Genomic DNA, 21522 nt, shown 5'->3' with positions numbered 1-21522 from the left:
GCCCTCGACGGAGACCTGTGAGGCGGTTACGCCTTCTTCTTGGACTTGTCGAGCACCATCACCAGACCGGCGATCACCAGGAACAGACCCAGCGGAGCCGCCACGTACAGGCCGAGGGTCTCGATGACACTCAGCTTGGGGGCCGGGTCGTCGCCGTCGTCGCGGGTGAGCGCGAGCGCGGGGGACGACATGAGCAGCATCATCAGCGTCGTACCGGCCGCGAGCGAGCCGGCGCGCAGAGCGTTCTTCTTGTCCACAGCCCAAAAGTAGCGAACACCTAAACGGGCCGCGCGCCCGGGGGTGCCGTACGGGCACCGGAGGCCTCCGTACCCGCCTTCAGCCCGGTCAGCAGGGCGTGCGCCCGGGGCGAGGCGGCGAGGTCCTCCAGGGTGAGCGGCTGGCCGTCCGGACCCGCGAGCGGCAGCCGCCAGTTGGGGTACTGGTCCCAGGTGCCCGGCAGGTTCTGCGGTCTGCGGTCCCCCACCGCGTCCGGCAGCCAGGCGCCGACCATCCGGGCCGGGGTGGCGAGCAGGAACCGGTGGACGGCCCTGATCTCGGCCTCCTCGTTCCCCGGGCCCTCCGGGAGCAGCCCCTTCCGCTCGAACACGTCCAGCCACTCGGCGGTCTCCGCCGCGTCCGCCGCCCGCTCGCGCTCCAGGTCGCCGGAGAGCAGCCCGAGCCGGTGCCGCAGGGTGACGTGCTCGCCGGAGAGCCGGGCGGCGGTGGACGGCAGGTCGTGGGTGGTGGCGGTGGCGACGCACTCCGCGCGCCACTCCCCCGCCGGCAGCGGCCGGCCGGTGCCCTCCCAGTCCCGCTCGAACCAGAGCACGGAGGTCCCGAACACCCCGCGCCGGGCCAGCTCCTCCCGTACGCCCGGCTCGACCGTCCCGAGGTCCTCGCCGATGACGAGGGCGCCGGCGCGGTGCGCCTCCAGGACGAGGACCGCGAGCATCGCCTCGGCGTCGTACCGGACGTACGTGCCCTCGGTGGGCTCGCGCCCCTCGGGCACCCACCACAGCCGGAACAGGCCCATCACGTGGTCGATGCGCAGCGCGCCCGCGTGGCGCAGGAGTTCGCGGAGGAGTCCGCGGTACGGGGCGTACCCGGCGGCGGCGAGGGCGTCGGGCCGCCAGGGCGGCAGGCCCCAGTCCTGGCCCCGGGCGTTGAAGGCGTCGGGCGGGGCGCCGACCGACATGCCGGCCGCGAAGGCCTCCTGCTGGGCCCAGGCGTCGGAGCCCTCGGGGTGGACGCCGACCGCCAGGTCGTGGACGATCCCGACCTCCATGCCGGCCTCGCGGGCGGCCGCGGCGGCGTCGGCGAGCTGCCGGTCCGTCAGCCAGGCGAGCCGGCAGTGGAAGTCGACCCGGGCGGCCAGGGCGGGGTCGGCGCGCACGGCGGTCTCGGCGGTGCGCGGCGTGCGGAGCTCCTCCGGCCAGGTCCGCCAGCGCGGGCCGTGCCGCTCGGCGAGGGCCTGGTAGGTGGCGTGGTCCTCCAGGGCGCGGCCGCGTTCGGCGAGGAAGTCGTGGAAGTCGGCGCGGCGGCCGGGACCGGGCTCCACGGCGGCGAGCACGAGCTCCAGGGCCCGCCGCTTGACCTCCCAGACGGCGTCCCGGTCGATCAGGGCTCCCTTGCCGAGGACCCGTTCGCGCAGTTCGGCCGCCTCGGCGAGGATCCGGTCGAGCTCCTCGCGGCGCTCGGGCCCCACCAGGGCGTACTCGGGGATCTCCTCGATCCGCAGATGGACGGGGTCCGGGAAGCGGCGGGAGGACGGCCGGTACGGGGAGGGGTCGCTCGGCGCCCCGGGCACGCCCGCGTGGAGCGGGTTGACCTGGACGAACCCGGCGCCGTGCGTCCGGCCCGCCCAGCCGACGAGCTCCCGCAGGTCGCCGAGGTCGCCCATGCCCCAGGAGCGGGTGGAGAGCAGCGAGTACAGCTGGACGAGGAGCCCGTACGAGCGCCGCCCGGGGCCGGGCACGCGCGCGGGGCTCACGATCAGGGTGCCGGTGGCCGTGCGCCCGTCGGGGGCCTGCGCCTCGACCGTGTGGACGCCGAGCGGCAGCCCGGACCAGTCACCACCGGTGACGACGCCGCCGTCCTCGGTGGTGACCCGGAGCCGGGTGCCGGACGGCAGGTCCTCCGGCGGGCGGAGCTCCTCGCCGTGCCGCAGGACCAGGGTCTGCGGCAGCAGGCGCTCCCGGTCGGCCCGTTCGGCCGCGTCGAGGGCGGCGGCGACCGCCTCGGGGGTGGCCGCGTCGACGCCCAGGGCCGCGAGGACGGCCACCACGGTGGCGTCCGGCACGGGCACGGTGACGCCTTCTGACGGGCTGTGGACGGTGGCGACGCCGTGACGGGCGGCGAGACGGGCCAGGGTCACTTCACACTCCGGGGGACTCCGGGCCGCCCGCGCTGCCGGGGGCGGTGGGTTCGCTGGTCAGGGGGGCCGCCACGGCCAGCGGCGGCTCGCTGGTGAGGGGTGACGCGTCGGGCAGGGGCGGCTCGCTGGTCAGCGGCTCGCCGGCCGGCGCCGACTGCTGGGGAACGCGTATCCGTCCGAGGTGATGGGCGGTCGTGGTCACGGGGGTCTCCCGATTCGTCTCGACAGATCTGACTCGACAGGTGCGACTCGACTGGTGCGACTCGACTGATTCGTCCTGAGTAACGACAGAGCCCTACCCAGCGCACCTCGTTTTACCGGCGGAACGCGGCGAAGTGACGTCACCTCGCCGACGGCTCGCCGGGCAAAGGCGACACATCGGCCACGCGCATTGACACCCCCGTGCGACGGGTGGTGGGCTCGTGACCCAGTCGTGACCATCCGGCAGAGCCGCCGGGACCTGCCGAAGGGAGACGCCCCGTGCACCTCGGGCGCAGGAAGCGCACCGCGACGGCCGTCGCCGCCGCCGTCATCGGCGGTCTGCTCGGCGGCGCGGCCCCGGGCTCGGCTCAGGCGTTCCCGAAGGCGCCCGTGGCCCCGAGGACACCCGCGGCACCGAGCGCTCCCGCCGGCCCCACGACCCCGGCCGGCCCCACTGCTCCGGCGGCTCCCTCGACCCCGGCCGTCTCCCGCGCGGACACCGCCACCGCGCGCGTGCCCGCCGTCTGGCCCCGGCCGCAGTCCCTGACGGCCGCCGGGCCCTCCGTACGCCTCGGGAACGAGGTGACGCTGCTCGCGGACGCCGACGCCGATCCGTACGCCCTCGCCGCCCTGCGCGAGCTCCTTCGGGCCGCCGGGGTACGGACCGTCCACACCGGCCTGCCGGGCCGGGGCCCGGTCCTGCGGGCCGCCGGTCCCTCCGGCGAGGCCGCCGAGCAGGCCCTCACCGCCCTGCGCGTCCCCGAGCGGCTCGATCTGCCGCGCGGCGGCTACCGGCTCGCGACGGGCCGCTTCCAGGGACGGGACACCGTCGTCCTGGACGGGGTCGGCGAGGACGGCCTGTTCCACGCGGTCCAGACGCTGCGTCAGCTCCTCGGCGCGGGCGGGGAGGTCCCCGGCGTCGTCGTCCGCGACTGGCCCGGCACGGCCGAGCGCGGCATCACCGAGGGCTTCTACGGCCGCCCCTGGACCCTGGAACAGCGGCTCGCCCAGCTGGACTTCCTGGGCCGGACCAAGCAGAACCGCTATCTGTACGCGCCCGGGGACGACCCGTACCGCCAGGCGCAGTGGCGCGAGCCCTACCCGGCCGCGCAGCAGCAGGAGTTCCGGGCGCTCGCCGAGCGGGCCCTCGCGAACCACGTGACGCTCGGCTGGGCCGTGGCGCCCGCCCAGTCCATGTGCCTGGCCTCGTCCGGCGACGTGGCGGCGCTGACGCGGAAGCTGGACGCGATGTGGGAGCTCGGGGTGCGCTCCTTCCAGCTCCAGTTCCAGGACGCCTCCTACGACGAGTGGCACTGCGACAAGGACGCGGACACGTTCGGGAGCGGTCCCGAGGCCGCGGCCGGCGCCCACGCGCGCGTGGCGAACGCCGTCGCCCGCCGGCTGGCCGAGGAGCATCCGGACGCCGAGCCGCTGACGGTGATGCCGACGGAGTACTACCAGGACGGCGCGACCGCGTACCGCTCGAAGCTCGCCGCGGAGCTCGACCCGGAGGTGCGGGTGGCGTGGACGGGTGTCGGCGTCGTCCCGCGCACGATCACCGGCGGCGAACTCTCGGGCGCACGCCGGGCCCTGGGCGGCCATCCGCTGGTCACCATGGACAACTACCCCGTCAACGACTACGCGCAGGACCGGCTGTTCCTCGGCCCCGCCACGGGCCGGGAGCCGGCCGTGGCCGCCGGTTCGGCCGCCTTCCTCGCGCACGCCATGGAGCAGCCCGCCGCCTCCCGCGTCCCGCTCTTCACCACCGCCGACTACGCCTGGAACCCCAGGGGCTACCGGCCCGGGGAGTCCTGGCGGGCGGCCGTCGACGACCTCGCCGGCCCGGACCCGGCCGCCCGCGAGGCGCTGCGCGCACTCGCCGGGAACGGCTCTTCGTCGATCCTGGACCCGGCGGGCGAATCGGCCTATCTGAAGCCGCTCCTGGCGGCGTTCTGGGCGTCCCGCACGGGCACCGGCCCGGCCGGCACGGCCGCTCGGGACGAGGCGGCGCGCGAACTGCGGGCCGCGTTCACGGTGATGCGCCGGGCGCCCGAGCGGCTCACGGCCGCGGCCGGCGGCACCCTCGACGACGAGACGGGGCCCTGGCTGGAGCAGCTCTCCCGGTACGGCCGGGCGGGCGAGACGGCCGTCGACATGCTCCTCGCCCAGGCGCGCCGCGACGGCGCGGCGGCCTGGCGGGCGCAGCTGGACCTGGAAGGGCAGCGGAAGGACCTGAAGGCGGCCCGGGTGACGGTCGGCTCGGGGGTCCTCGATCCGTTCCTCACGCGCGCGGTGGCCGAGTCGGCGGCCTGGACCGGCGCCGACCGCACCCCGCCGGCCAGGGCCGACCGCGCCCCCGGTTCGTACACCGTGCGGCTCGACCGGGCCCGGCCCGTGGAGGCGCTGACGGTGATGACCGAGCCGGACAAGGCCGGCGACGCGCGCGTGGAGGCGTACGTCCCCGGTGAGGGCTGGCGGCCGCTCGGCCCGCTGTCGGCGTCCGGGTGGACGCAGACGGAGCTGAAGGGGCTGCGGGCGGACGCGCTGCGGGTCGTGTGGAGCGGCGACGGTCCCGCGCCCGAGGTGCGCTCGCTGGTCCCGTGGTTCGCGGACGGGCCGCGGGCCGGTCTCGCACTCGCCCGCACCGAGACGGACGCGGAGATCGGCGGCCCGGCGCAGCGGGTGGACGTGGAGCTGACGGGCCGGCGCGCGGGCGAGGTGCGCGGGACGCTGACGGCGAAGGCCCCGAAGGGGATCGCGGTACGGCTGCCGGAGCAGGCGGCGGTGGAGCGCGGCGCGCGGACGACCGTCCCCCTGGAGGTGTCGGTGGCCGCGGGCGTGCCGGCGGGCTCGTACCGGGTGCCGGTGTCGTTCGCGGGCGAGGAGCGGGTCCTGACGGTCCGGGCCTTCCCCCGGACGGCGGGCCCGGACCTCGCGCGGGCGGCGACGGCCTCCTCCTCGGGCGACGAGACCCCGGCCTTCCCGGCCTCGTCGGCGGTGGACGGCGACCCGGCGACCCGCTGGTCCTCGCCCGCGGAGGACGGCGCCTGGTGGCAGCTCGAACTGCCCGAGCCGGCCCGGATAGGGCAGGTGGTGCTGCACTGGCAGGACGCGTACGCCTCGCGCTACCGGGTCCAGGTCTCGGCCGACGGAAGGGTCTGGCGGACGGCGGCGACCGTCGCGGACGGCAGGGGCGGCCGGGAGTCGGTCCGGATGGACGCGGCGGACACCCGCTTCCTGCGGGTCCAGGGGGAGACGCGGGCGACGCGCTTCGGGTACTCGCTCTGGTCGGTCGAGACGTATGCGGTGGCCCCGCCGGAAGGGAAGCAGGAGGACACGCCGGAGGAGCGGGACGCCCCCTGAGAGGCGTCCCGTTCCCCGCCGCAGCCCCCGCGTACGCGAAAGGCCCGGCTCAACCCGTCGTCAGCGCCCTCACGGGGGTCTCTGCGACGGAGTCGATCCGGGCCATCACGTCCACGGCGCCGTACGGTTCCAGGTACGGCAGCCACCGGGGGTCCCGGTGTCCGGTCCCGATGATCCGCCAGGCCAGGCCGGTCGGCGGGGCGGGTTGGTGGCGCAGCCGCCAACCGATCTCCCGCAGGTGCTTGTCGGCCTTGACGTGGTTGCAGCGGCGGCAGGCCGCCACCACGTTCTCCCAGGCGTGCGTGCCCCCGCGGCTGCGCGGGATGACGTGGTCGACGCTGGTCGCGACGGCCCCGCAGTACGCGCAGCGCCCGCCGTCGCGCGCGAAGAGCGCTCTGCGGGTCAAGGGAACGGGCCCCCGGTAGGGGACCCGCACGAAGCGCTTCAGTCGCACCACACTGGGGGCGGGGAGGACTTGGGTCTCGCTGTGCAGGAAGGCGCCGGACTCCTCGAGACAGAGGGCCTTGTTCTCCAGTACGAGGACGAGTGCGCGGCGGAGCGGTACGACGCCGAGCGGCTCGTACGACGCGTTGAGGACCAGGACATGCGGCACGGATGCCTCCTATGACGCCGGCGGCGCGTGGCTCGCGCCGGGACGAACTGCTCTCAGTCTCTCCTCATGCCTGGTCGCGGCGCCACCACGTACCGGGATCGGGGTGGCGGCACCGGGGTGTTCTCGACCACATCGGCATCTCTCCCCGGTATGTGCCCAGGTGAGGTCCGTCTCTCCCTCGAACAGGGCTACGGGAGCACATCCGACGCCCCGTTACTGTGGATGGCCTGCGTACGCGATGCCTGGAGGTTGTCCCGTGTCCTGGTCCGCCCTGGCGGCTGCCACCGAACCCGAACCCATGCCGGTGACCCTGGACGAGGCCGCGGAGAGGGCCACCAGCGCGGCGAGCTGGGTGGAGGAGAACTGGTCCACCTGGCTGAACACGGGCCTGCGGATCGTGCTGATCCTGGTGGTCGCGCTGCTGCTCCGGATGGCCGTGCGGCGGGCGCTGACGAAGCTGATCGAGCGGATGAACCGCTCGGCGCAGGCGGTGGAGGGGACGACGCTCGGCGGTCTCCTCGTCAACACCGAGCGGCGGCGGCAGCGCTCGGAGGCGATCGGGTCGGTGCTCCGCTCGGTGGCGTCGTTCCTGATCCTGGGCACGGCCGCGCTGATGATCCTCGGCGCGTTCAAGATCGACCTGGCGCCGCTGCTCGCCTCGGCCGGTGTGGCGGGTGTCGCGATCGGTTTCGGCGCGCGGAACCTGGTGACGGACTTCCTGTCCGGTGTCTTCATGATCCTGGAGGACCAGTACGGCGTCGGGGACTCGATCGACGCGGGCGTGGCCTCCGGCGAGGTCGTCGAAGTGGGCCTGCGGGTGACGAAGCTGCGCGGGGTGGACGGCGAGATCTGGTACGTGCGCAACGGCGAGATCAAGCGGATAGGGAACCTCAGCCAGGGCTGGGCGACGGCGGGCGTGGACGTGACCGTCCGGCCGACGGAGGACCTGGACGAGGTGAAGGCCGTGATCACCGCGGCGGCGGACTCCATGGCGAAGGAGGAGCCCTGGGACGAGCGCCTGTGGGGTCCGGTGGAGGTGCTGGGTCTGAGCGAGGTGCTGCTCGACTCGATGACGATCCGGGTCTCGGCGAAGACGATGCCGGGCAAGAAGCTGGGCGTGGAGCGCGAGCTGCGCTGGCGCATCAAGCGGGGCCTGGACGAGGCCGGCATCCGGATCGTGGGCGGCATCCCGCCCCAGGCCGAGGAGAAGCCGGCCGACCCCACGGCCGGCATGGCGGCCCCGTCGGTCTTCGCCTCGTCGACCTCCCCCCAGTCGGCGGCGGCGACCCCGCTGCCGAAGCCGGACCTCTCCAAGTAGCCCTTCGCGTCCTCACGCCCCCGCAGGTAACGCTTTCGTTGCCTTCGGGGGCGTGTCGCGTTCCCGGGTATTGACGCCTCCGTGACGGCCGCCTTACCTTCCTCCCAACCCGATAGGAAACTTTCCTAACAGTGCCCCCGCGGTACTGCAGTCACCGTACGAGGGCAGGTGCGAGTTCCATGGCCGGTACGACTCCGGGAACCCCCGGTACGCCGCGTGTCCTGCGGGCCATGAACGATCGTGCCGCGCTCGACCTGCTGCTTGAGCACGGGCCCCTGTCGCGGACGCGGATCGGCAAGCTCACCGGGCTCTCCAAGCCGACCGCCTCGCAGTTGCTCGCCCGGCTCGAAGCGGCCGGGCTCGTCGTCGCCACCGGGACCACCGAGGGCCGGCCCGGGCCGAACGCGCAGCTGTACGCGGTGAACGCGCGGGCCGCGTACGCCGCCGGGCTCGACGTCGACCAGCACCGCATCCACGCCGCCGTCGCCGACGTCACGGGCGAGATCGTCGGCGCGTACGAGCTCCGCACCCCCGGCCGCTCCGCCTCCGGTGTCGTCCGCCAGGTCACCGAGGCCCTCGACGGGGCCGTCGCGGCGGCCGGGATCACCCGCGAGGACGTGCGGCGCCTGGTCATCGGCACCCCCGGTGCCTTCGACCCGGCCACCGGGCGGCTGCGGTACGCCTCCCACCTGCCCGGCTGGCACTCCCCCACGCTCCTGGAGGAGCTGGCCGCCGCCCTGCCCATGCCGTTCGAGTACGAGAACGACGTCAATCTCGTCGCCCTCGCCGAGCGGCGCCTGGGCGCGGCCCGGGGCCACGACGACTTCGTCCTGCTGTGGAACGAGGGCGGCCTCGGCGGCGCCCTCGTCCTCGGCGGCCGGCTGCACCGCGGCTTCACCGGCGGCGCCGGCGAGCTCGGCTTCCTGCCCGTCCCCGGCACCCCCCTCGTCCGGCAGGTCACCAAGGCCAACTCCGGCGGCTTCCAGGAGCTCGCGGGCATCCAGGCCGTGCCCCGGATCGCCCGCGAGGCCGGGATCGAGACCCCCGACCACCCCTACGTGCCGGTGGTGAGCGGACTCCTCTCGCGCGCCGCCGAGACCCATGAGGACGACCCCCGGTACGCGGAGCTGCTCGACCGCTACGCCGAGCGCCTCGCCACCGGCCTCGCCGCCCTCGTCACCGTCCTCGACCCCGAGCTGATCGTGCTGTCCGGAGACGCCCTCGTCACCGGCGGCGAGCCCCTCCGCGCGCGCGTGCAGTCCGAACTCGCCGACCTCGCCCCGTCCCGACCCCGGCTCGTCCTGTCCGCCGTGCGCCGGAGCCCCGTGCTGCGCGGCGCCCTCGAAAGCGCCCTCGCCACCACCCGCGACGAGGTCTTCGACACCTCGCGCTGACCGTCCACGCCCCGTCAGGCCCGAAAGCCCGCCCCCGCAGGGAGACTCCGTCATGCCCGTACGTCCCGGCCGCACCGCCGCCGCGCTCGCCGCCACCGCCTCGATCGCCCTCTTCGCCTCCGCCTGTACCGGCTCCGCGAACAACGCGGCCGCCGACGACCCGAAGGCCGAGACCACCATCACCTTCTGGCACGGCTGGTCGGCGCCCGCCGAGGTCAAGGCGATCGAGGACAACGTCGCCCGCTTCGAGAAGGCCCACCCGAACATCAAGGTGAAGGTCGTCGGCGACATCAACGACGAGAAGCTCGGCCAGGCACTGCGCGCGGGCGGGTCGAACGGGCCGGACGTCGTCTCCTCGTTCACCACCTCGAACGTCGGCAAGTTCTGCTCCTCGGGCGCGCTCGCCGACCTCAAGCCCTTCATAGAGAAGTCGAAGCTGGACCTGGACAAGACCTTCCCGAAGGTCCTCCAGGAGTACACCCAGTTCGAGGGCAGGCGCTGCTCCCTGCCGCTGCTCTCCGACGCGTACGGGCTCTACTACAACAAGGACGCCTTCAGGAAGGCCGGCCTCGACCCCGAGGCCCCGCCGAAGACCTGGTCCGAGTTCGCCAAGGTCGCCAAGGCGCTGACGAAGCCCAAGGGCGACTCGTACGAGCAGCTCGGCTTCATGCCGAACTACCTCGGCTACGAGACCGTCGTCGAGCACTACATGTCGCAGTGGGACCACACGTACTTCGACAAGGACGGCAAGTCGAACGTCGCCAAGGACCCGGCGTTCGCCGAGATGATGACGTACCAGAAGTCCCTGGTGGACTCCCTCGGCGGCTTCAAGAAGCTCGACACCTACCGGACCACCTTCGGCGACGAGTGGGGCACCAAGCACCCCTTCCAGACCGGGCAGGTCGCCATGCAGCTGGACGGCGAGTGGCGGCTGAACTTCATCAAGCAGGCCAAGGTCGGCTTCGACGTCGGCGTCGCGCCGCTGCCCGTCGCGGACGACGAGATCGCCGAGTACGGCAAGGGCTACCTCTCCGGCACGATCATGGGCATCGCGCCGCAGAGCAGGAAGCAGAACGCCGCCTGGGAGCTGGTCAAGTACATGACCACGGACACGGACGCCGTGGTGGGCTTCGCCAACGCCATCGGGAACGTGCCCTCCACCTTCGAGGCGCTGAAGTCCCCGAACCTGAAGTTCGACGCCCGCTTCAAGACCTTCCTGGACATCGCCCGGCACCCGCAGTCCACCACCATGGACGGCGCCGTGAACGGCCCCGCCTACCAGGAGACCCTGTCCGACCTCGCCCACAAGTACGAGAGCGGCAAGGTCACCGACCTCAAGAAGGGCCTCGCCGACGCCGCGGCCCAGATCGACCGCGACATCGCCGCGGCGAAGTAGCCCGCCATGACCACGTACACGCTCCGGTCGAAGCACCGGCGCAACGCGCTGCGCACCGCGCTGTTCATGTCGCCCTGGCTGATCGGCTTCGGCTTCTTCTTCGCCTATCCGCTGGTCTCCACGCTGTACTTCTCGTTCATGCGCTACGACGGCCTCAACCCGCCGACGTGGCGCGGCCTGGAGAACTGGACGTACGTCTTCTCCGACCTGCCGAAGTTCTGGCCGGCGATGCAGAACACGCTCTGGCTGGCGGTCGTCATGGTGACCTGCCGGGTCGTCTTCGGCCTGGGCGTCGGCATGCTGATCACCAAGATCAAGAGGGGCGCCGGGATCTACCGCACCCTCTTCTACCTGCCGTACCTGGCGCCGCCGGTGGCCGCCACGCTCGCCTTCGTCTTCCTGCTCAACCCCGGCACCGGACCGGTCAACTCGTTCCTGGAGGGGCTCGGCGTCCCCGCCCCCTCCTGGTTCAACGACGCGGACTGGGCCAAGCCGGCCCTCACGGTGCTCGCCGTGTGGGGCGTCGGCGACCTCATGGTCATCTTCATGGCCGCGCTGCTCGACGTACCGAAGGACCAGTACGAGGCCGCCGAGCTGGACGGCGCGTCCCGCCGGCAGCGCTTCCGGTACATCACCCTGCCGAACATCTCGCCGATCGTGCTCTTCGCGGTCGTCACCGGGATCATCGGCGCGATGCAGTACTACACCCAGCCGATCGTGGCCTCCAAGGTCGCCTCGGGAAAGATGGGCGGCTCCGGCGCCGCCTTCCAGCCCGGCTATCCCGACGACTCCACGCTGACGCTCCCGCAGCTGATCTACAGCCTCGGCTTCAACCAGTTCAACTACGGCGCGGCCTGCGTGGTGGCGCTCGTGCTCTTCGCCTTCTCCATGGCCTTCACCGCGCTCCTCATGCGCCGGCGCGGCGGCCTGATCGGCTCGGGTGACTGAACCATGACGACCGCAACCGCCGCCGCCTCCCCCGTGCGGGCCGAGGCGAGCCCCGCCGAGAAGCAGGCCCGCCGCAAGGCGCTGCTGCACTGGATCGCCGTGCACGCGCTCGGCATCGCCACCGCCCTGTTCTTCGTCCTCCCGTTCGTCTTCGTCTTCCTGACCTCCCTGATGAGCGACGAGCAGGCACTCACCCGGGACCTCACGCCGAACTCCTGGCACTGGGACAACTACGTCCGGGTCTTCCAGACGGAGGGCTTCCTGACCTGGTGGAAGAACTCCCTGCTGTACGCGGGGCTCGGCACCGTCCTCGTGGTGGTGTCCTCGGTCCCCGTGGCGTACGCGCTCGCGAAGTTCCGCTTCCGCGGCCGCCATCTGTCACTGCTGCTGGTCATCGCGATGATGATGCTGCCGCCGCAGGTCGTGATCATCCCCATGTACCTGTTCTGGGCGAAGCAGATGGACCTCTCCGGCACGCTGTGGCCGCTGATCATCCCGATGGCGTTCGGCGACGCCTTCGCCATCTTCCTGCTGCGCCAGTTCCTGCTGACGATCCCGAACGAGTACGTCGAGGCGGCGCGGATCGACGGGTGCGGCGAATTCCGCACCCTGGTGCGGGTCGTGCTCCCGATGGCGAAGCCCGGCATCGCCGCCGTCGCCCTCTTCCAGTTCTTCTACTGCTGGAACGACTACTTCGGGCCGCAGATCTACGCCTCCGAGAACGCGGCCGCCTGGACGCTCAGTTACGGCCTGGAGTCCTTCAAGGGCGCGCACCACACCGACTGGAATCTGACCATGGCCGCGACCGTCCTGGTCATGGCCCCCGTGATCCTCGTGTTCTTCTTCGCGCAGAAGGCGTTCGTCGAGGGAGTCACACTGACCGGAGTGAAGGGCTGAGTCATACATGAAGCTCGCTGTCGTGGGGGGCGGTTCCACCTACACCCCCGAACTGATCGACGGATTCGCGCGGCTGCGCGACACCCTGCCCATCACCGAACTCGTCCTCGTCGACCCGGCCGCCGAGCGCCTGGAGCTCGTCGGCGGCCTGGCCCGGCGGATCTTCGCCAAGCAGGGCCACGACGGGAAGGTCGTCACCACGAGCGACCTCGACGCCGGGGTCGAGGGCGCCGACGCCGTCCTGCTCCAGCTGCGGGTCGGCGGACAGGCCGCCCGCGAGCAGGACGAGACCTGGCCGCTGGAGTGCGGCTGCGTCGGCCAGGAGACGACGGGTGCCGGTGGTCTCGCGAAGGCGCTGCGGACCGTGCCGGTGGTGCTCGACATCGCCGAGCGGGTCCGCCGCACCAACCCGGACGCCTGGATCATCGACTTCACCAACCCCGTCGGCATCGTCACGCGCGCGCTGCTCCAGGCCGGGCACAAGGCCGTCGGCCTGTGCAACGTGGCCATCGGCTTCCAGCGGAAGTTCGCCGCGCTCCTCGGCGTGACCCCGTCCGAGGTCCACCTCGACCACGTCGGGCTCAACCACCTGACCTGGGAGCGCTCGGTACGCCTCGGGGGCCCCGAGGGCGAGAACGTGCTGCCGCGGCTGCTCGCCGAGCACGGCGACGCGATCGCCGACGACCTCCGCCTGCCGCGCCCGGTCCTGGACCGGCTCGGCGTCGTCCCCTCGTACTACCTGCGGTACTTCTACGCGCACGACGAGGTGGTGCGGGAGCTCGGCACGAAGCCCTCGCGGGCCGCCGAGGTCGCCGCGATGGAGCGGGAACTCCTGGAGATGTACGGGGACCCGGCGCTCGACGAGAAGCCGGCCCTGCTCGCCAAGCGCGGCGGCGCCTTCTACTCGGAGGCGGCCGTGGACCTGGCGGCCTCCCTGCTCGGCGGCGGCGGGTCGCCGTACCAGGTGGTGAACACGTACAACAACGGCACGCTGCCGTTCCTGCCGGACGACGCCGTCATCGAGACGCAGGCGGTGGTCGGCGCGCACGGCGCCACGCCGCTGCCGGTCGCGCCGGTGGACCCGCTGTACGCCGGTCTGGTCGCGAACGTCACCGCGTACGAGGAGCTGGCCCTGGAGGCGGCGCTGCGCGGCGGCCGGGACCGGGTCTTCAAGGCGCTGCTCGCGCACCCGCTGGTCGGGCAGTACGCGTACGCCGACGGGCTCACCGACCGGCTGATCGCGCACAACCGGGAGCACCTCGCGTGGGTGTGAACGGGGGGTCGAACGGGGTGCTCCTCGCGATCGACGCGGGGAACAGCAAGACGGACGTCGCGGTGGTCTCCCAGGGCGGGACGGTCCTGGGGGCGGCGCGCGGCGGCGGTTTCCAGCCGCCCGTGGTGGGGGTGGGGACGGCGGTCGACGGGCTCGTGGAGATCGTCGGGAGGGCGTGGGAAGAGGCCGGCGGTGCCGGACTCCCTCCGACGTTCGCGCACGTCACGGCCTGTCTCGCCAATGCCGACCTGCCCGTCGAGGAGGTCGCGCTCCAGACCGAGCTGCTCGGCCGGGCCCTGAGCCGTGACGTACGGGTGCACAACGACACCTTCGCGATCCTGCGGGCCGGGCTCGACGAGCCGCGGGGCGTGGCCGTGGTGTGCGGGGCGGGGATCAACTGCGTCGGAATGACCCCGGACGGGCGGACCGCGCGCTTCCCGGCGATCGGAAAGATCTCCGGGGACTGGGGCGGGGGCGGCGGACTCGCCGACGAGGCCCTGTGGTTCGCGGCGCGCGCCGAGGACGGGCGGGGCCTGCCCACCGCCCTCGCCGACGCGCTGCCCGCGCACTTCGGCCTGGAGTCGATGTACGCGCTGATCGAGGCGCTGCACCTGGGGCGGGTCACGACGGCTCAGCGGCACGAACTGACGCCGGTGCTGTTCGCGGTCGCGGCCGGGGGCGATCCGGTGGCGCTGTCGCTGGTGCACCGGCTGGCCGAGGAGGTCGTCGCCATGTCGGCGGTCGCGCTGCGCCGGCTCGGGCTGCACCGCGAGGAGGCGCCGGTGATGCTGGGCGGCAGCGTGCTCGCCGCCCGCCATCCGCAGCTGGAGGAGCGGATCCGTGAACTCCTCGCGGAGCGGGCACCGAAGGCCGTGATCGGTTTCGTGACGGCGCCGCCGGTCCTCGGCGCCGGGCTGCTCGCCCTGGACGCGGTGGCGGCGGGCCCGGAGGCCAAGGCCCGGCTGCGGGAGCGGTACGAGGGCTGAGAGCGGTGACGTCCCGGGGCCGTGGGCTCCTGAGGACGACCTGAAGACGGTCGGTACGGGGCGTCCCGTCGTTCGCGGCGGGGCGCCCCGCACGCATGTTCACCTGTTCGAGCGATGGCCGATACGGAACCGATCGCGGCCGGGCGACGTATTCCTTTCGTAGGGGGTTCGCCCGCGGAAGTCCCGTGGGCATGCGGCAGGATAAGAACAAGATCGCGCCATTTCCGGTGTGCGGGTGGGGCCCTGCGGCCATACTGCTCGCCAGGTGAGCGATCGACGTCGAGACCGAGGGGGAGGTCACGTGACACATCCGCATCCGCCGAGCGCGCCGTCCGCCTCGGCCGCGCCGGGGACGGCGCCCGCGCCCGTACGCCCGGGCGGGGTGCCGGCGCAGCAGTCGACGGGCGCCGTCCCCGGGCCCCCGCCCGCCGGGCGCGGCGCCTGGGCGGTGGGGCGCGAGCGGCTGCGGGAGGCCGCGACGACCGAGCCCGGCCGGCTGCAGATCCTCGGAGCCGTACTGGCGCTGCTCGTCGTCGCGTTCGGCGCGGTCACCGCCCTGGAGGTCACCGACAGGTCCTCCGCCGCCGACGACGTCGTCAGCCGCAGCCAGCCGCTGAGCGCCGACGCGGCCGCGATCTACCGCTCCCTCGCCGACGCCGACACCACCGCCGCCGCCGGCTTCCTGGCGGGCACCCTGGAGCCCGCCGAGTCCCGCGCGCGCTACACCCGGGACGTCACCACCGCCTCCCGGCTCCTCGTCAAGGCCGCGGCGAACACGGACGGTTCGTCGGCGTCGGCCCGCGAGATCGCCACCCTCAACGAGCAGCTCCCCCGCTACACGGGCCTCATAGAGCGCGCCCGGGCCGCCAACCGGCAGGGCCTGCCGCTCGGCGGCGCCTATCTGCGGTACGCCAACCAGCAGATGACCAGCGCACTGCTGCCGGCCGCCGAGCGGCTGTACGCGGCGGAGACGGCGCGGCTGCACCGCGACGACGACTCGGCCCGCGCCTGGCCCTACCTGTCGCTGGCGCTCGGCCTGGTCGCGCTCGGCGTCCTCGTCTGGGCCCAGCGCCGCAACTACGCCAGGACCAACCGGGTCTTCAACCAGGGGCTGCTCGCCGCCACCGCCGCCACCGCGGTCGTCCTGCTCTGGCTCGCCGCCGCGCACACCGTGACGCGGGCCGAGCTGAACACCGCGCGGGCGCACGGGCAGGAGTCCCTCCAGGTCCTCAACACGGCCCGGATCAGCTCGCTCACCGCCCGCGCCAACGAGAACCTGACCCTCGTCGCCCGGGGCGCCGTCCTCACCGAGGACGGCAAGAGCGACAAGTACGAGGCGGACTACACGGCGAGCATGAGCGCCCTGACGACGGCGCTCGGCCAGGCCCGCGAGCTCGCCGACGACGACGCCGGGCGCGGTCCCGTCGACGACTCCGCGGCGCGCGCGGCGGACTGGCGCGAGCGCCACAAGGACGCCCGCGCGAAGGACGAGGCCGGCGACTACGAGGGCGCCCTGCTCCGGGTCGTGGGCGCCGAGGACTCCACCGGGCAGTCCTTCGACCAGGTCGACGCGGCCTTGGAGCGGGCCCTGGCGCACGAGCAGAACGAGTTCACCCGCTCCGCCGGGAAGGCCAGGGACGCGCTGACCGCGCTTCCGCTCGGCGCGGCGGCCCTCGGGATCCTGGGCGCGGCGGGAGCCGTGCTCGGCATCAACCGCAGACTGTCGGAGTACCGGTGAGAGGGGGCGGGATGCCGAACGGCACGGACCCGCTGGTGCGGCGGGCCGCGCGGCGGTTGCGGGGCTGGGGCGGGGTGGCCGCGATGGCCGTGGCCTGCGCGCTCACCGCGTCCCTCGTCACCCTGCTGCCCCTCGCGTCGCACGAAGGGGACGGCGCGGTGGCCGTGCCCCGGACGGCCGGCCCCGGCGTGGGCACGGGCGTCCAGATCAAGGCCGACACCTGCGAGCACCCCGAGGCCTCCCTCACGCCCTCCTCGGCGGACGGCCCCTCGATCCAGGCGATCAAGGACCGCGGGAAGCTGATCGTCGGCGTCGACCAGTCCAGCTACCGCTGGGGCTACCGGAACCCGGAGAAGGGCGTCCTGGAGGGCTTCGACATCGACCTGGCCCGGGCCATCGCCAAGGACATACTCGGCGACCCGGCGGCGATCATCTTCCGCACGATCCCGACCAACCAGCGGATCACCGCGCTGAACAGCGGCAAGGTCGACCTCGTCGTGCGCACCATGACGATCAACTGCAAGCGGATCGAGCAGGTCGCCTTCTCCACCGCCTACTTCCAGGCCGGGCAGCAGGTCCTGGCGCCCAAGCTCGCTACGGAGATCACCGGCTACGACTCCTCGCTGCGCGGCAAGCGGATCTGCACCGCCGAGGGCTCCACGGCCTACGACGCGCTGGCGGAGAACTCCTTCGGCGCGATCATCAAGGACGAGCGCGACGGCACCAAGGACGACCCGGACGTGCTGACCGTGCCCAACCAGCTGGACTGCCTGGTCCGGCTCCAGATGGGCGAGGTCGACGCCGTCGTCACCGACAACGCCCTCGCGGCCGGCCAGGCCGCACAGGACCCGGCGGTCGAGCTGAAGGGCAGGCCGTTCACCCAGGAGTACTACGGGGTGGCGGCCAAGCTGGGCAACGACGACCTGGTGCGCCGGGTCAACCAGGTCCTGGTGGGCTACCGGCAGGGCCCCTGGCAGAAGGCGTACAAGGAGTGGCTGGAGAAGGACCTGCCCGGGATAACCGGGCCGCCGGCCCCGCTGTACAAGTAGCAGCCCCGCACCCGCCCCCACGAGCAAGCCAGTACACGAAGCGGAAGAGGTGACCGATGGGCGTCACGGGACCCCCCGGGCCGGTGATGGACCGGGACGAGGTGGACCGTGCGCTGGCGCGCCTCGGCGCCGAGCACAAGGCGGTCGAGGACTCGCTCCTCGCGCTCCAGGACCACGCGGGCCGCAGGCTGCTCGAAGGGGCCGAGCTGACCGGCACGACCCGGGACCGGTGGGCGGCCGCCGAGCGGACCATCACCCTGCTCTGGACCTGCTTCGACGTGTACACCGGCGCCCTGCGGGACGCCCGTGAGCTGCGGGCGCGGCGCCGCTGGCCCGCCCGGGAGGAGCTCGTGGAGCTGACCGACCGGCTGCGCGGCGACACCGTGCTCGTCCCGGGCGGGGCCGCCGAGGGCGCGCTGCTCACCGAGCGGTTCAGCCTGGAGGGTCTCGTCCGGCGGATGAACGAGCTGTACGCCTCCTCGCTCGACCTGGTCGTCACCGCCGACGCCGTCTGGTCGGCGCTGCCCGCCCGGATAGACCTGCTCGCGGCGGAGCTGGGCCGGACGCGTTCCCTTGCGCACTCGGTCGGCGTGCGGCCCGGGGAGCATCCGGCCGGGGACGAGCTGGAGGCGATCACGGCCGAGCTGACCGCGCTGCGCTCCCAGGTCGTGACCGATCCGCTGGCGTTCTGGCGACCGGCGGCGGGGAGTTCGGCGCCCGGCGGCGGCCGCCCCGACACCGAGCGGTACGACCGGGCCGCCCTGGCCCTGGAGGACGTCCGGCGGGAGATCGAGGCGGTCCTCGCGGTCCGGCAGGACTCCGAGGACCGCCTGCTGCGGCTGCGGGACGTGCTCTCGCGGGCGGACCGGACGCTCGCCGAGGCGCGGTCGGCGCGCGGCGAGGTCCTCGCGAAGATCGCCGCCTCCGAGGTGCCGGCCGTCAGCGGGCCGCCGATCGTGCTCCAGGAGCGGCTCGCGGCCGCCGCCGAGTACCGCAGGCGCGCCCAGTGGCACCGGCTCTCCCCGCTCCTGGAGTCCCTGGAGCGGGAGGCGGAGGACGAGCTCCTCCGGGCCCGCGAGTCGTTGACGGCGGTGACCGCGCCGCTCGCGGTCCGGGCCGAGCTGCGCGGCCGGCTCGACGCGTACAAGGCGAAGGCGGCGCGGCTCGGCGCGGCGGAGGACCCGCTGCTCGTCGAGCGGTACGACGCGGCGCGCCGGATGCTGTGGAGCGCGCCCTGCGATCTGCGGGTCGCCGAGCAGGCGGTGCTGCGCTATCAGCAGGCGGTCGCGGACGTGCTGTCCGGGCCGAGGGACACGAGGGACGCGGGAGACGCGGGAGGACAGTGGTGAGCGGGGAGACGGGCGTGGTGAGCTGTCAGCGTCCTTCGTGCGAGGGCTCGTACGAGGACATGGGAGGCGGCGAGCTGTACTGCGACACCTGCGGGCTCGCCCCGGTCGTCGCGCCCGGAGGGATGATCGGGTCCACGCCGACCGGGATGGCCGTGCCCGGCAAGGGGGCGGGCGGCGTCGGCGGCTCGGACTCCGGCTCCTCGCGGAGCAGCTCCCGCGCCTCCTCGCGGGCCTCGTCGCGCTCCTCGACCTCGCGCCGTTCGGTCTCCGGCCGGCTCTCGCGCTCGCTCTCCGGCGCCTCCACGGGCCGCTCGGTGTCGGTGCGCAGCTCGGGCTCGTCGAGCGGGCAGTCCGCCCGGAACCGGCTGGGCGCGGGGCTGGTGACGATCCCCGAGGTGCCGCGCCCGGACCCGCGGGCCGCGGTGATGGAGAACGCCGAGGTTCCCGAGCGGAAGCGTTTCTGCTCCCGCTCGGACTGCGGGGCCCCGGTGGGCCGCTCGCGGGGCGACCGGCCGGGCCGCACGGAGGGCTTCTGCACCACGTGCGGGCACCCGTACTCCTTCGTGCCGAAGCTGCGCGCCGGGGACATCGTCCACGGCCAGTACGAGGTCGCGGGCTGCCTCGCGCACGGCGGGCTCGGCTGGGTCTACCTCGCCGTCGACCGGGCCGTCTCCGACCGGTGGGTGGTCCTCAAGGGCCTGCTCGACACCGGCGACCAGGACGCCATGGCCGCGGCGATCTCCGAGCGCCGCTTCCTCGCCGAGATCGAGCACTCCAACATCGTCCGCATCTACAACTTCGTCGAGCACCTCGACCAGCGCACCGGCTCCATGGACGGCTACATCGTCATGGAGTACGTCGGCGGCAAGTCGCTCAAGGAGATCGCCAACGACCGGCGCACGCCCGACGGCCGCCGCGACCCGCTGCCGGTCGAGCAGGCCTGCGCGTACGGGATCGAGGCCCTGGAGGCGCTGGGTCACCTGCACAGCAGGAACCTGCTGTACTGCGACTTCAAGGTCGACAACGCCATACAGACCGAGGACCAGCTGAAGCTCATCGACATGGGCGCGGTCCGCAGGATGGACGACGACGAGTCCGCGATCTACGGCACGGTCGGCTACCAGGCGCCGGAGGTGGCCGAGGTCGGCCCGTCGGTGGCGAGCGACCTGTACACGGTGGCCCGCACGCTCGCCGTGATGACCTTCGACTTCCAGGGCTACACGAACGTGTTCGTGGACTCGCTGCCCGACCCGGAGCACATCGAGGTCTTCCGGACGTACGAGTCGTACTACCGCTTCCTCGTCCGCGCCACCGACCCGGACCCGGCCCGCCGGTTCGCCTCCGCGCAGGAGATGGCGGAGCAGCTGACGGGCGTGCTGCGCGAGGTCGTGGCGCTCCAGTCGGGGCGGCCGCGGCCGGCGCTGTCGACGCTGTTCGGCACGGAGGTCCGGGTCACGGACACCGTGCTGTTCGCCGAGCTCACGGAGGACGTGTCGCTGCTCGGCGCCCGCGGGGGCCGCAAGCGGCGCGGAACGGCCACGGCGGGCACGCTGCCGGCCGGCGCGGTTCCGGGGCAGGCGTCGGCCGCCCTGGCCGGGGCCGCTGCGGGGCAGGCGTCCGCTGCGGGGGTCGTGCCCGGGCAGGGGGCGGGCGCCGGGGCGCACGCGCTCTCCGGTGCCGGGCTCGGCTCGCTGCTCGCGCCGCTCGACGCGCCCGCCACCGCGCTCGCGCTGCCCGTGCCGCGCGTCGACGCGAGCGACCCCAACGCCGGTTTCCTCGCCGGTCTCGCGGCCGCCGCACCCGGTGAGCTGCTCGGGGCGCTCCAGGGCGCGCCCGCCCCCTCCGCCGAGCTGCGGCTGCGCACCCTGCGGGCCCAGTTGGAGCTGGGCGACCTGCCCGCCGCCGCGCGGACCCTCGCCGGCCTGGAGGAGCGGGACCCGGACGACTGGCGGATCGTCTGGTACCGGGGCGTCGCCTCCCTGGTGACCGGGGACCACGAGCACGCGGCCCTCGCCTTCGACGCGGTCTACGACGCCTTCCCCGGCGAGCCGGCGCCGAAGCTGGCCCTCGGGATCTGCGCCGAGGTCCTCGGCCAGCTGGACAACGCCGCCGAGTACTACCGCCTGGTGTGGGCCACGGACCCCAGCTTCGTCAGCGCGGCCTTCGGGCTCGCCCGGGTGCGCCTCGCGGCGGGTGGCCGCGCCGGAGCCGTCGAGGCCCTGGAGTCCGTACCGGAGGCGTCGATCCACTACACGGCGGCGCGGGTCGCGGCCGTGCGGGCGCGGCTGCGGCGGCGCCCGGCGCACGAGCCGCTCGGCGCCGATCTGACGGCGGCCGCGGCGCAGGTCTCCGCGCTCCAGGGCTTCGGTCTCGACGCGGTGCGCCGGGAGCGGTTGTCGACGGAGGTCCTCGGGACGGCCCTCGACTGGGTACTCTCCGGGAGTCCCGGTGCGGCACCGGGCGGCGGTGCGCTGCTGCTCGGCAGTGAACTGGACGAGCGCGGACTGCGCTTCGGCCTCGAACGCTCGTACCGGGTGCTCGCCCGGCTCGCCCAGCGCGGCGAGGAGAGGATCGAACTGGTGGAGCGGGCCAACCGCTTCCGCCCCCGGACGTGGGTGTGAGG

16 protein-coding genes are annotated in these 21522 nt (G+C 73.7%); 12 read left to right on the top strand and 4 right to left on the bottom strand.

Annotation, left to right across the window (positions count from 1 at the left end; all coding sequences use genetic code 11):
• Nucleotides 1–26: 26 nt before the first annotated feature.
• The 3 genes from GGE06_RS01670 to GGE06_RS01660 are packed head-to-tail and all read right to left on the bottom strand — an operon-like array spanning nucleotide 27 to nucleotide 2576.
• On the bottom strand, nucleotides 27–257 hold the full coding sequence (locus GGE06_RS01670) for a hypothetical protein (protein ID WP_116160977.1): 231 nt from the start codon (nucleotides 255–257) through the stop codon (nucleotides 27–29).
• A gap of 20 nt (nucleotides 258–277) precedes the next feature.
• Nucleotides 278–2374: a 4-alpha-glucanotransferase gene (malQ, locus tag GGE06_RS01665; protein WP_184929860.1), complete on the bottom strand. Its 2097-nt coding sequence runs from the start codon at nucleotides 2372–2374 to the stop codon at nucleotides 278–280.
• A 1-nt stretch (nucleotide 2375) separates the two neighbouring features.
• On the bottom strand, nucleotides 2376–2576 hold the full coding sequence (locus GGE06_RS01660) for a hypothetical protein (RefSeq protein ID WP_177181742.1): 201 nt from the start codon (nucleotides 2574–2576) through the stop codon (nucleotides 2376–2378).
• Between the two features lie 278 nt (nucleotides 2577–2854).
• Here GGE06_RS01660 and GGE06_RS01655 point away from each other — a divergent pair, with 278 nt between their 5' ends.
• Entirely contained in the window at nucleotides 2855–5938 is a 3084-nt protein-coding gene (locus tag GGE06_RS01655) for a glycoside hydrolase family 84 protein (protein WP_184929859.1), read from the top strand.
• A 49-nt stretch (nucleotides 5939–5987) separates the two neighbouring features.
• Here the strand turns inward: GGE06_RS01655 and GGE06_RS01650 are convergent, their stop codons facing one another.
• On the bottom strand, nucleotides 5988–6551 hold the full coding sequence (locus GGE06_RS01650; RefSeq protein ID WP_116160974.1) for an HNH endonuclease: 564 nt from the start codon (nucleotides 6549–6551) through the stop codon (nucleotides 5988–5990).
• Nucleotides 6552–6807: 256 nt separating this feature from the next.
• On the opposite strand from GGE06_RS01650, the gene GGE06_RS01645 reads away from it, so the two are divergent.
• From GGE06_RS01645 to GGE06_RS01595, 11 genes are all read left to right on the top strand, one after another.
• A complete protein-coding gene (locus tag GGE06_RS01645) occupies nucleotides 6808–7869 on the top strand; it encodes a mechanosensitive ion channel family protein (RefSeq protein ID WP_116160973.1) in 1062 nt (353 codons plus the stop codon).
• A 179-nt stretch (nucleotides 7870–8048) separates the two neighbouring features.
• Nucleotides 8049–9263 (top strand): ROK family transcriptional regulator, encoded by a 1215-nt coding sequence (locus tag GGE06_RS01640; RefSeq protein ID WP_116160972.1) that lies wholly within the window; start codon nucleotides 8049–8051, stop codon nucleotides 9261–9263.
• Nucleotides 9264–9315: 52 nt separating this feature from the next.
• The gene (locus tag GGE06_RS01635) at nucleotides 9316–10659 is read left to right on the top strand and encodes an ABC transporter substrate-binding protein (protein ID WP_116160971.1); all 1344 of its coding nucleotides are present in this window, start codon (nucleotides 9316–9318) and stop codon (nucleotides 10657–10659) included.
• Nucleotides 10660–10665: 6 nt separating this feature from the next.
• Entirely contained in the window at nucleotides 10666–11607 is a 942-nt protein-coding gene (locus GGE06_RS01630; RefSeq protein WP_116160970.1) for a carbohydrate ABC transporter permease, read from the top strand.
• A 3-nt stretch (nucleotides 11608–11610) separates the two neighbouring features.
• On the top strand, nucleotides 11611–12504 hold the full coding sequence (locus GGE06_RS01625) for a carbohydrate ABC transporter permease (protein ID WP_116160969.1): 894 nt from the start codon (nucleotides 11611–11613) through the stop codon (nucleotides 12502–12504).
• 7 nt (nucleotides 12505–12511) lie between these two features.
• Nucleotides 12512–13777 carry a 6-phospho-beta-glucosidase gene (locus tag GGE06_RS01620; protein WP_184929858.1) on the top strand — a complete coding sequence of 422 codons (1266 nt, stop codon included), beginning with the start codon at nucleotides 12512–12514 and terminating at the stop codon, nucleotides 13775–13777.
• Entirely contained in the window at nucleotides 13768–14763 is a 996-nt protein-coding gene (locus GGE06_RS01615; RefSeq protein WP_116160967.1) for an N-acetylglucosamine kinase, read from the top strand. Before GGE06_RS01620 ends, GGE06_RS01615 begins: the two co-directional genes overlap by 10 nt.
• Nucleotides 14764–15064: 301 nt before the next feature.
• On the top strand, nucleotides 15065–16501 hold the full coding sequence (locus GGE06_RS01610; RefSeq protein ID WP_116160966.1) for a GlnX family signal transduction membrane protein: 1437 nt from the start codon (nucleotides 15065–15067) through the stop codon (nucleotides 16499–16501).
• 11 nt (nucleotides 16502–16512) lie between these two features.
• Nucleotides 16513–17550: a glutamate ABC transporter substrate-binding protein gene (locus tag GGE06_RS01605; RefSeq protein ID WP_116160965.1), complete on the top strand. Its 1038-nt coding sequence runs from the start codon at nucleotides 16513–16515 to the stop codon at nucleotides 17548–17550.
• A 56-nt stretch (nucleotides 17551–17606) separates the two neighbouring features.
• Nucleotides 17607–18899, top strand: a complete 1293-nt coding sequence (locus tag GGE06_RS01600) for a coiled-coil domain-containing protein (protein WP_116160964.1) — start codon at nucleotides 17607–17609, stop codon at nucleotides 18897–18899.
• Nucleotides 18900–18958: 59 nt separating this feature from the next.
• A complete protein-coding gene (locus GGE06_RS01595; protein ID WP_181924888.1) occupies nucleotides 18959–21520 on the top strand; it encodes a serine/threonine-protein kinase in 2562 nt (853 codons plus the stop codon).
• The last annotated feature ends 2 nt before the right edge of the window (nucleotides 21521–21522 follow it).

This window comes from Streptomyces nymphaeiformis (assembly GCF_014203895.1).
Classification (GTDB): Bacteria; Actinomycetota; Actinomycetes; order Streptomycetales; family Streptomycetaceae; genus Streptomyces; species Streptomyces nymphaeiformis.
The sequence above is the reverse complement of the archived record's forward strand: the minus strand, read 5'-3'. Positions and strand labels throughout refer to the sequence as shown.

Coding starts and splice junctions, on each gene's coding strand:
- GGE06_RS01600 (WP_116160964.1), top strand. CDS start 17,607: ATGGGCGTCACGGGACCCCCCGGGCCGGTGATGGACCGGGACGAGGTG.
- GGE06_RS01635 (WP_116160971.1), top strand. CDS start 9,316: ATGCCCGTACGTCCCGGCCGCACCGCCGCCGCGCTCGCCGCCACCGCC.
- GGE06_RS01605 (WP_116160965.1), top strand. CDS start 16,513: ATGCCGAACGGCACGGACCCGCTGGTGCGGCGGGCCGCGCGGCGGTTG.
- GGE06_RS01630 (WP_116160970.1), top strand. CDS start 10,666: ATGACCACGTACACGCTCCGGTCGAAGCACCGGCGCAACGCGCTGCGC.
- GGE06_RS01625 (WP_116160969.1), top strand. CDS start 11,611: ATGACGACCGCAACCGCCGCCGCCTCCCCCGTGCGGGCCGAGGCGAGC.
- GGE06_RS01640 (WP_116160972.1), top strand. CDS start 8,049: ATGGCCGGTACGACTCCGGGAACCCCCGGTACGCCGCGTGTCCTGCGG.
- GGE06_RS01620 (WP_184929858.1), top strand. CDS start 12,512: ATGAAGCTCGCTGTCGTGGGGGGCGGTTCCACCTACACCCCCGAACTG.
- GGE06_RS01595 (WP_181924888.1), top strand. CDS start 18,959: ATGGGAGGCGGCGAGCTGTACTGCGACACCTGCGGGCTCGCCCCGGTC.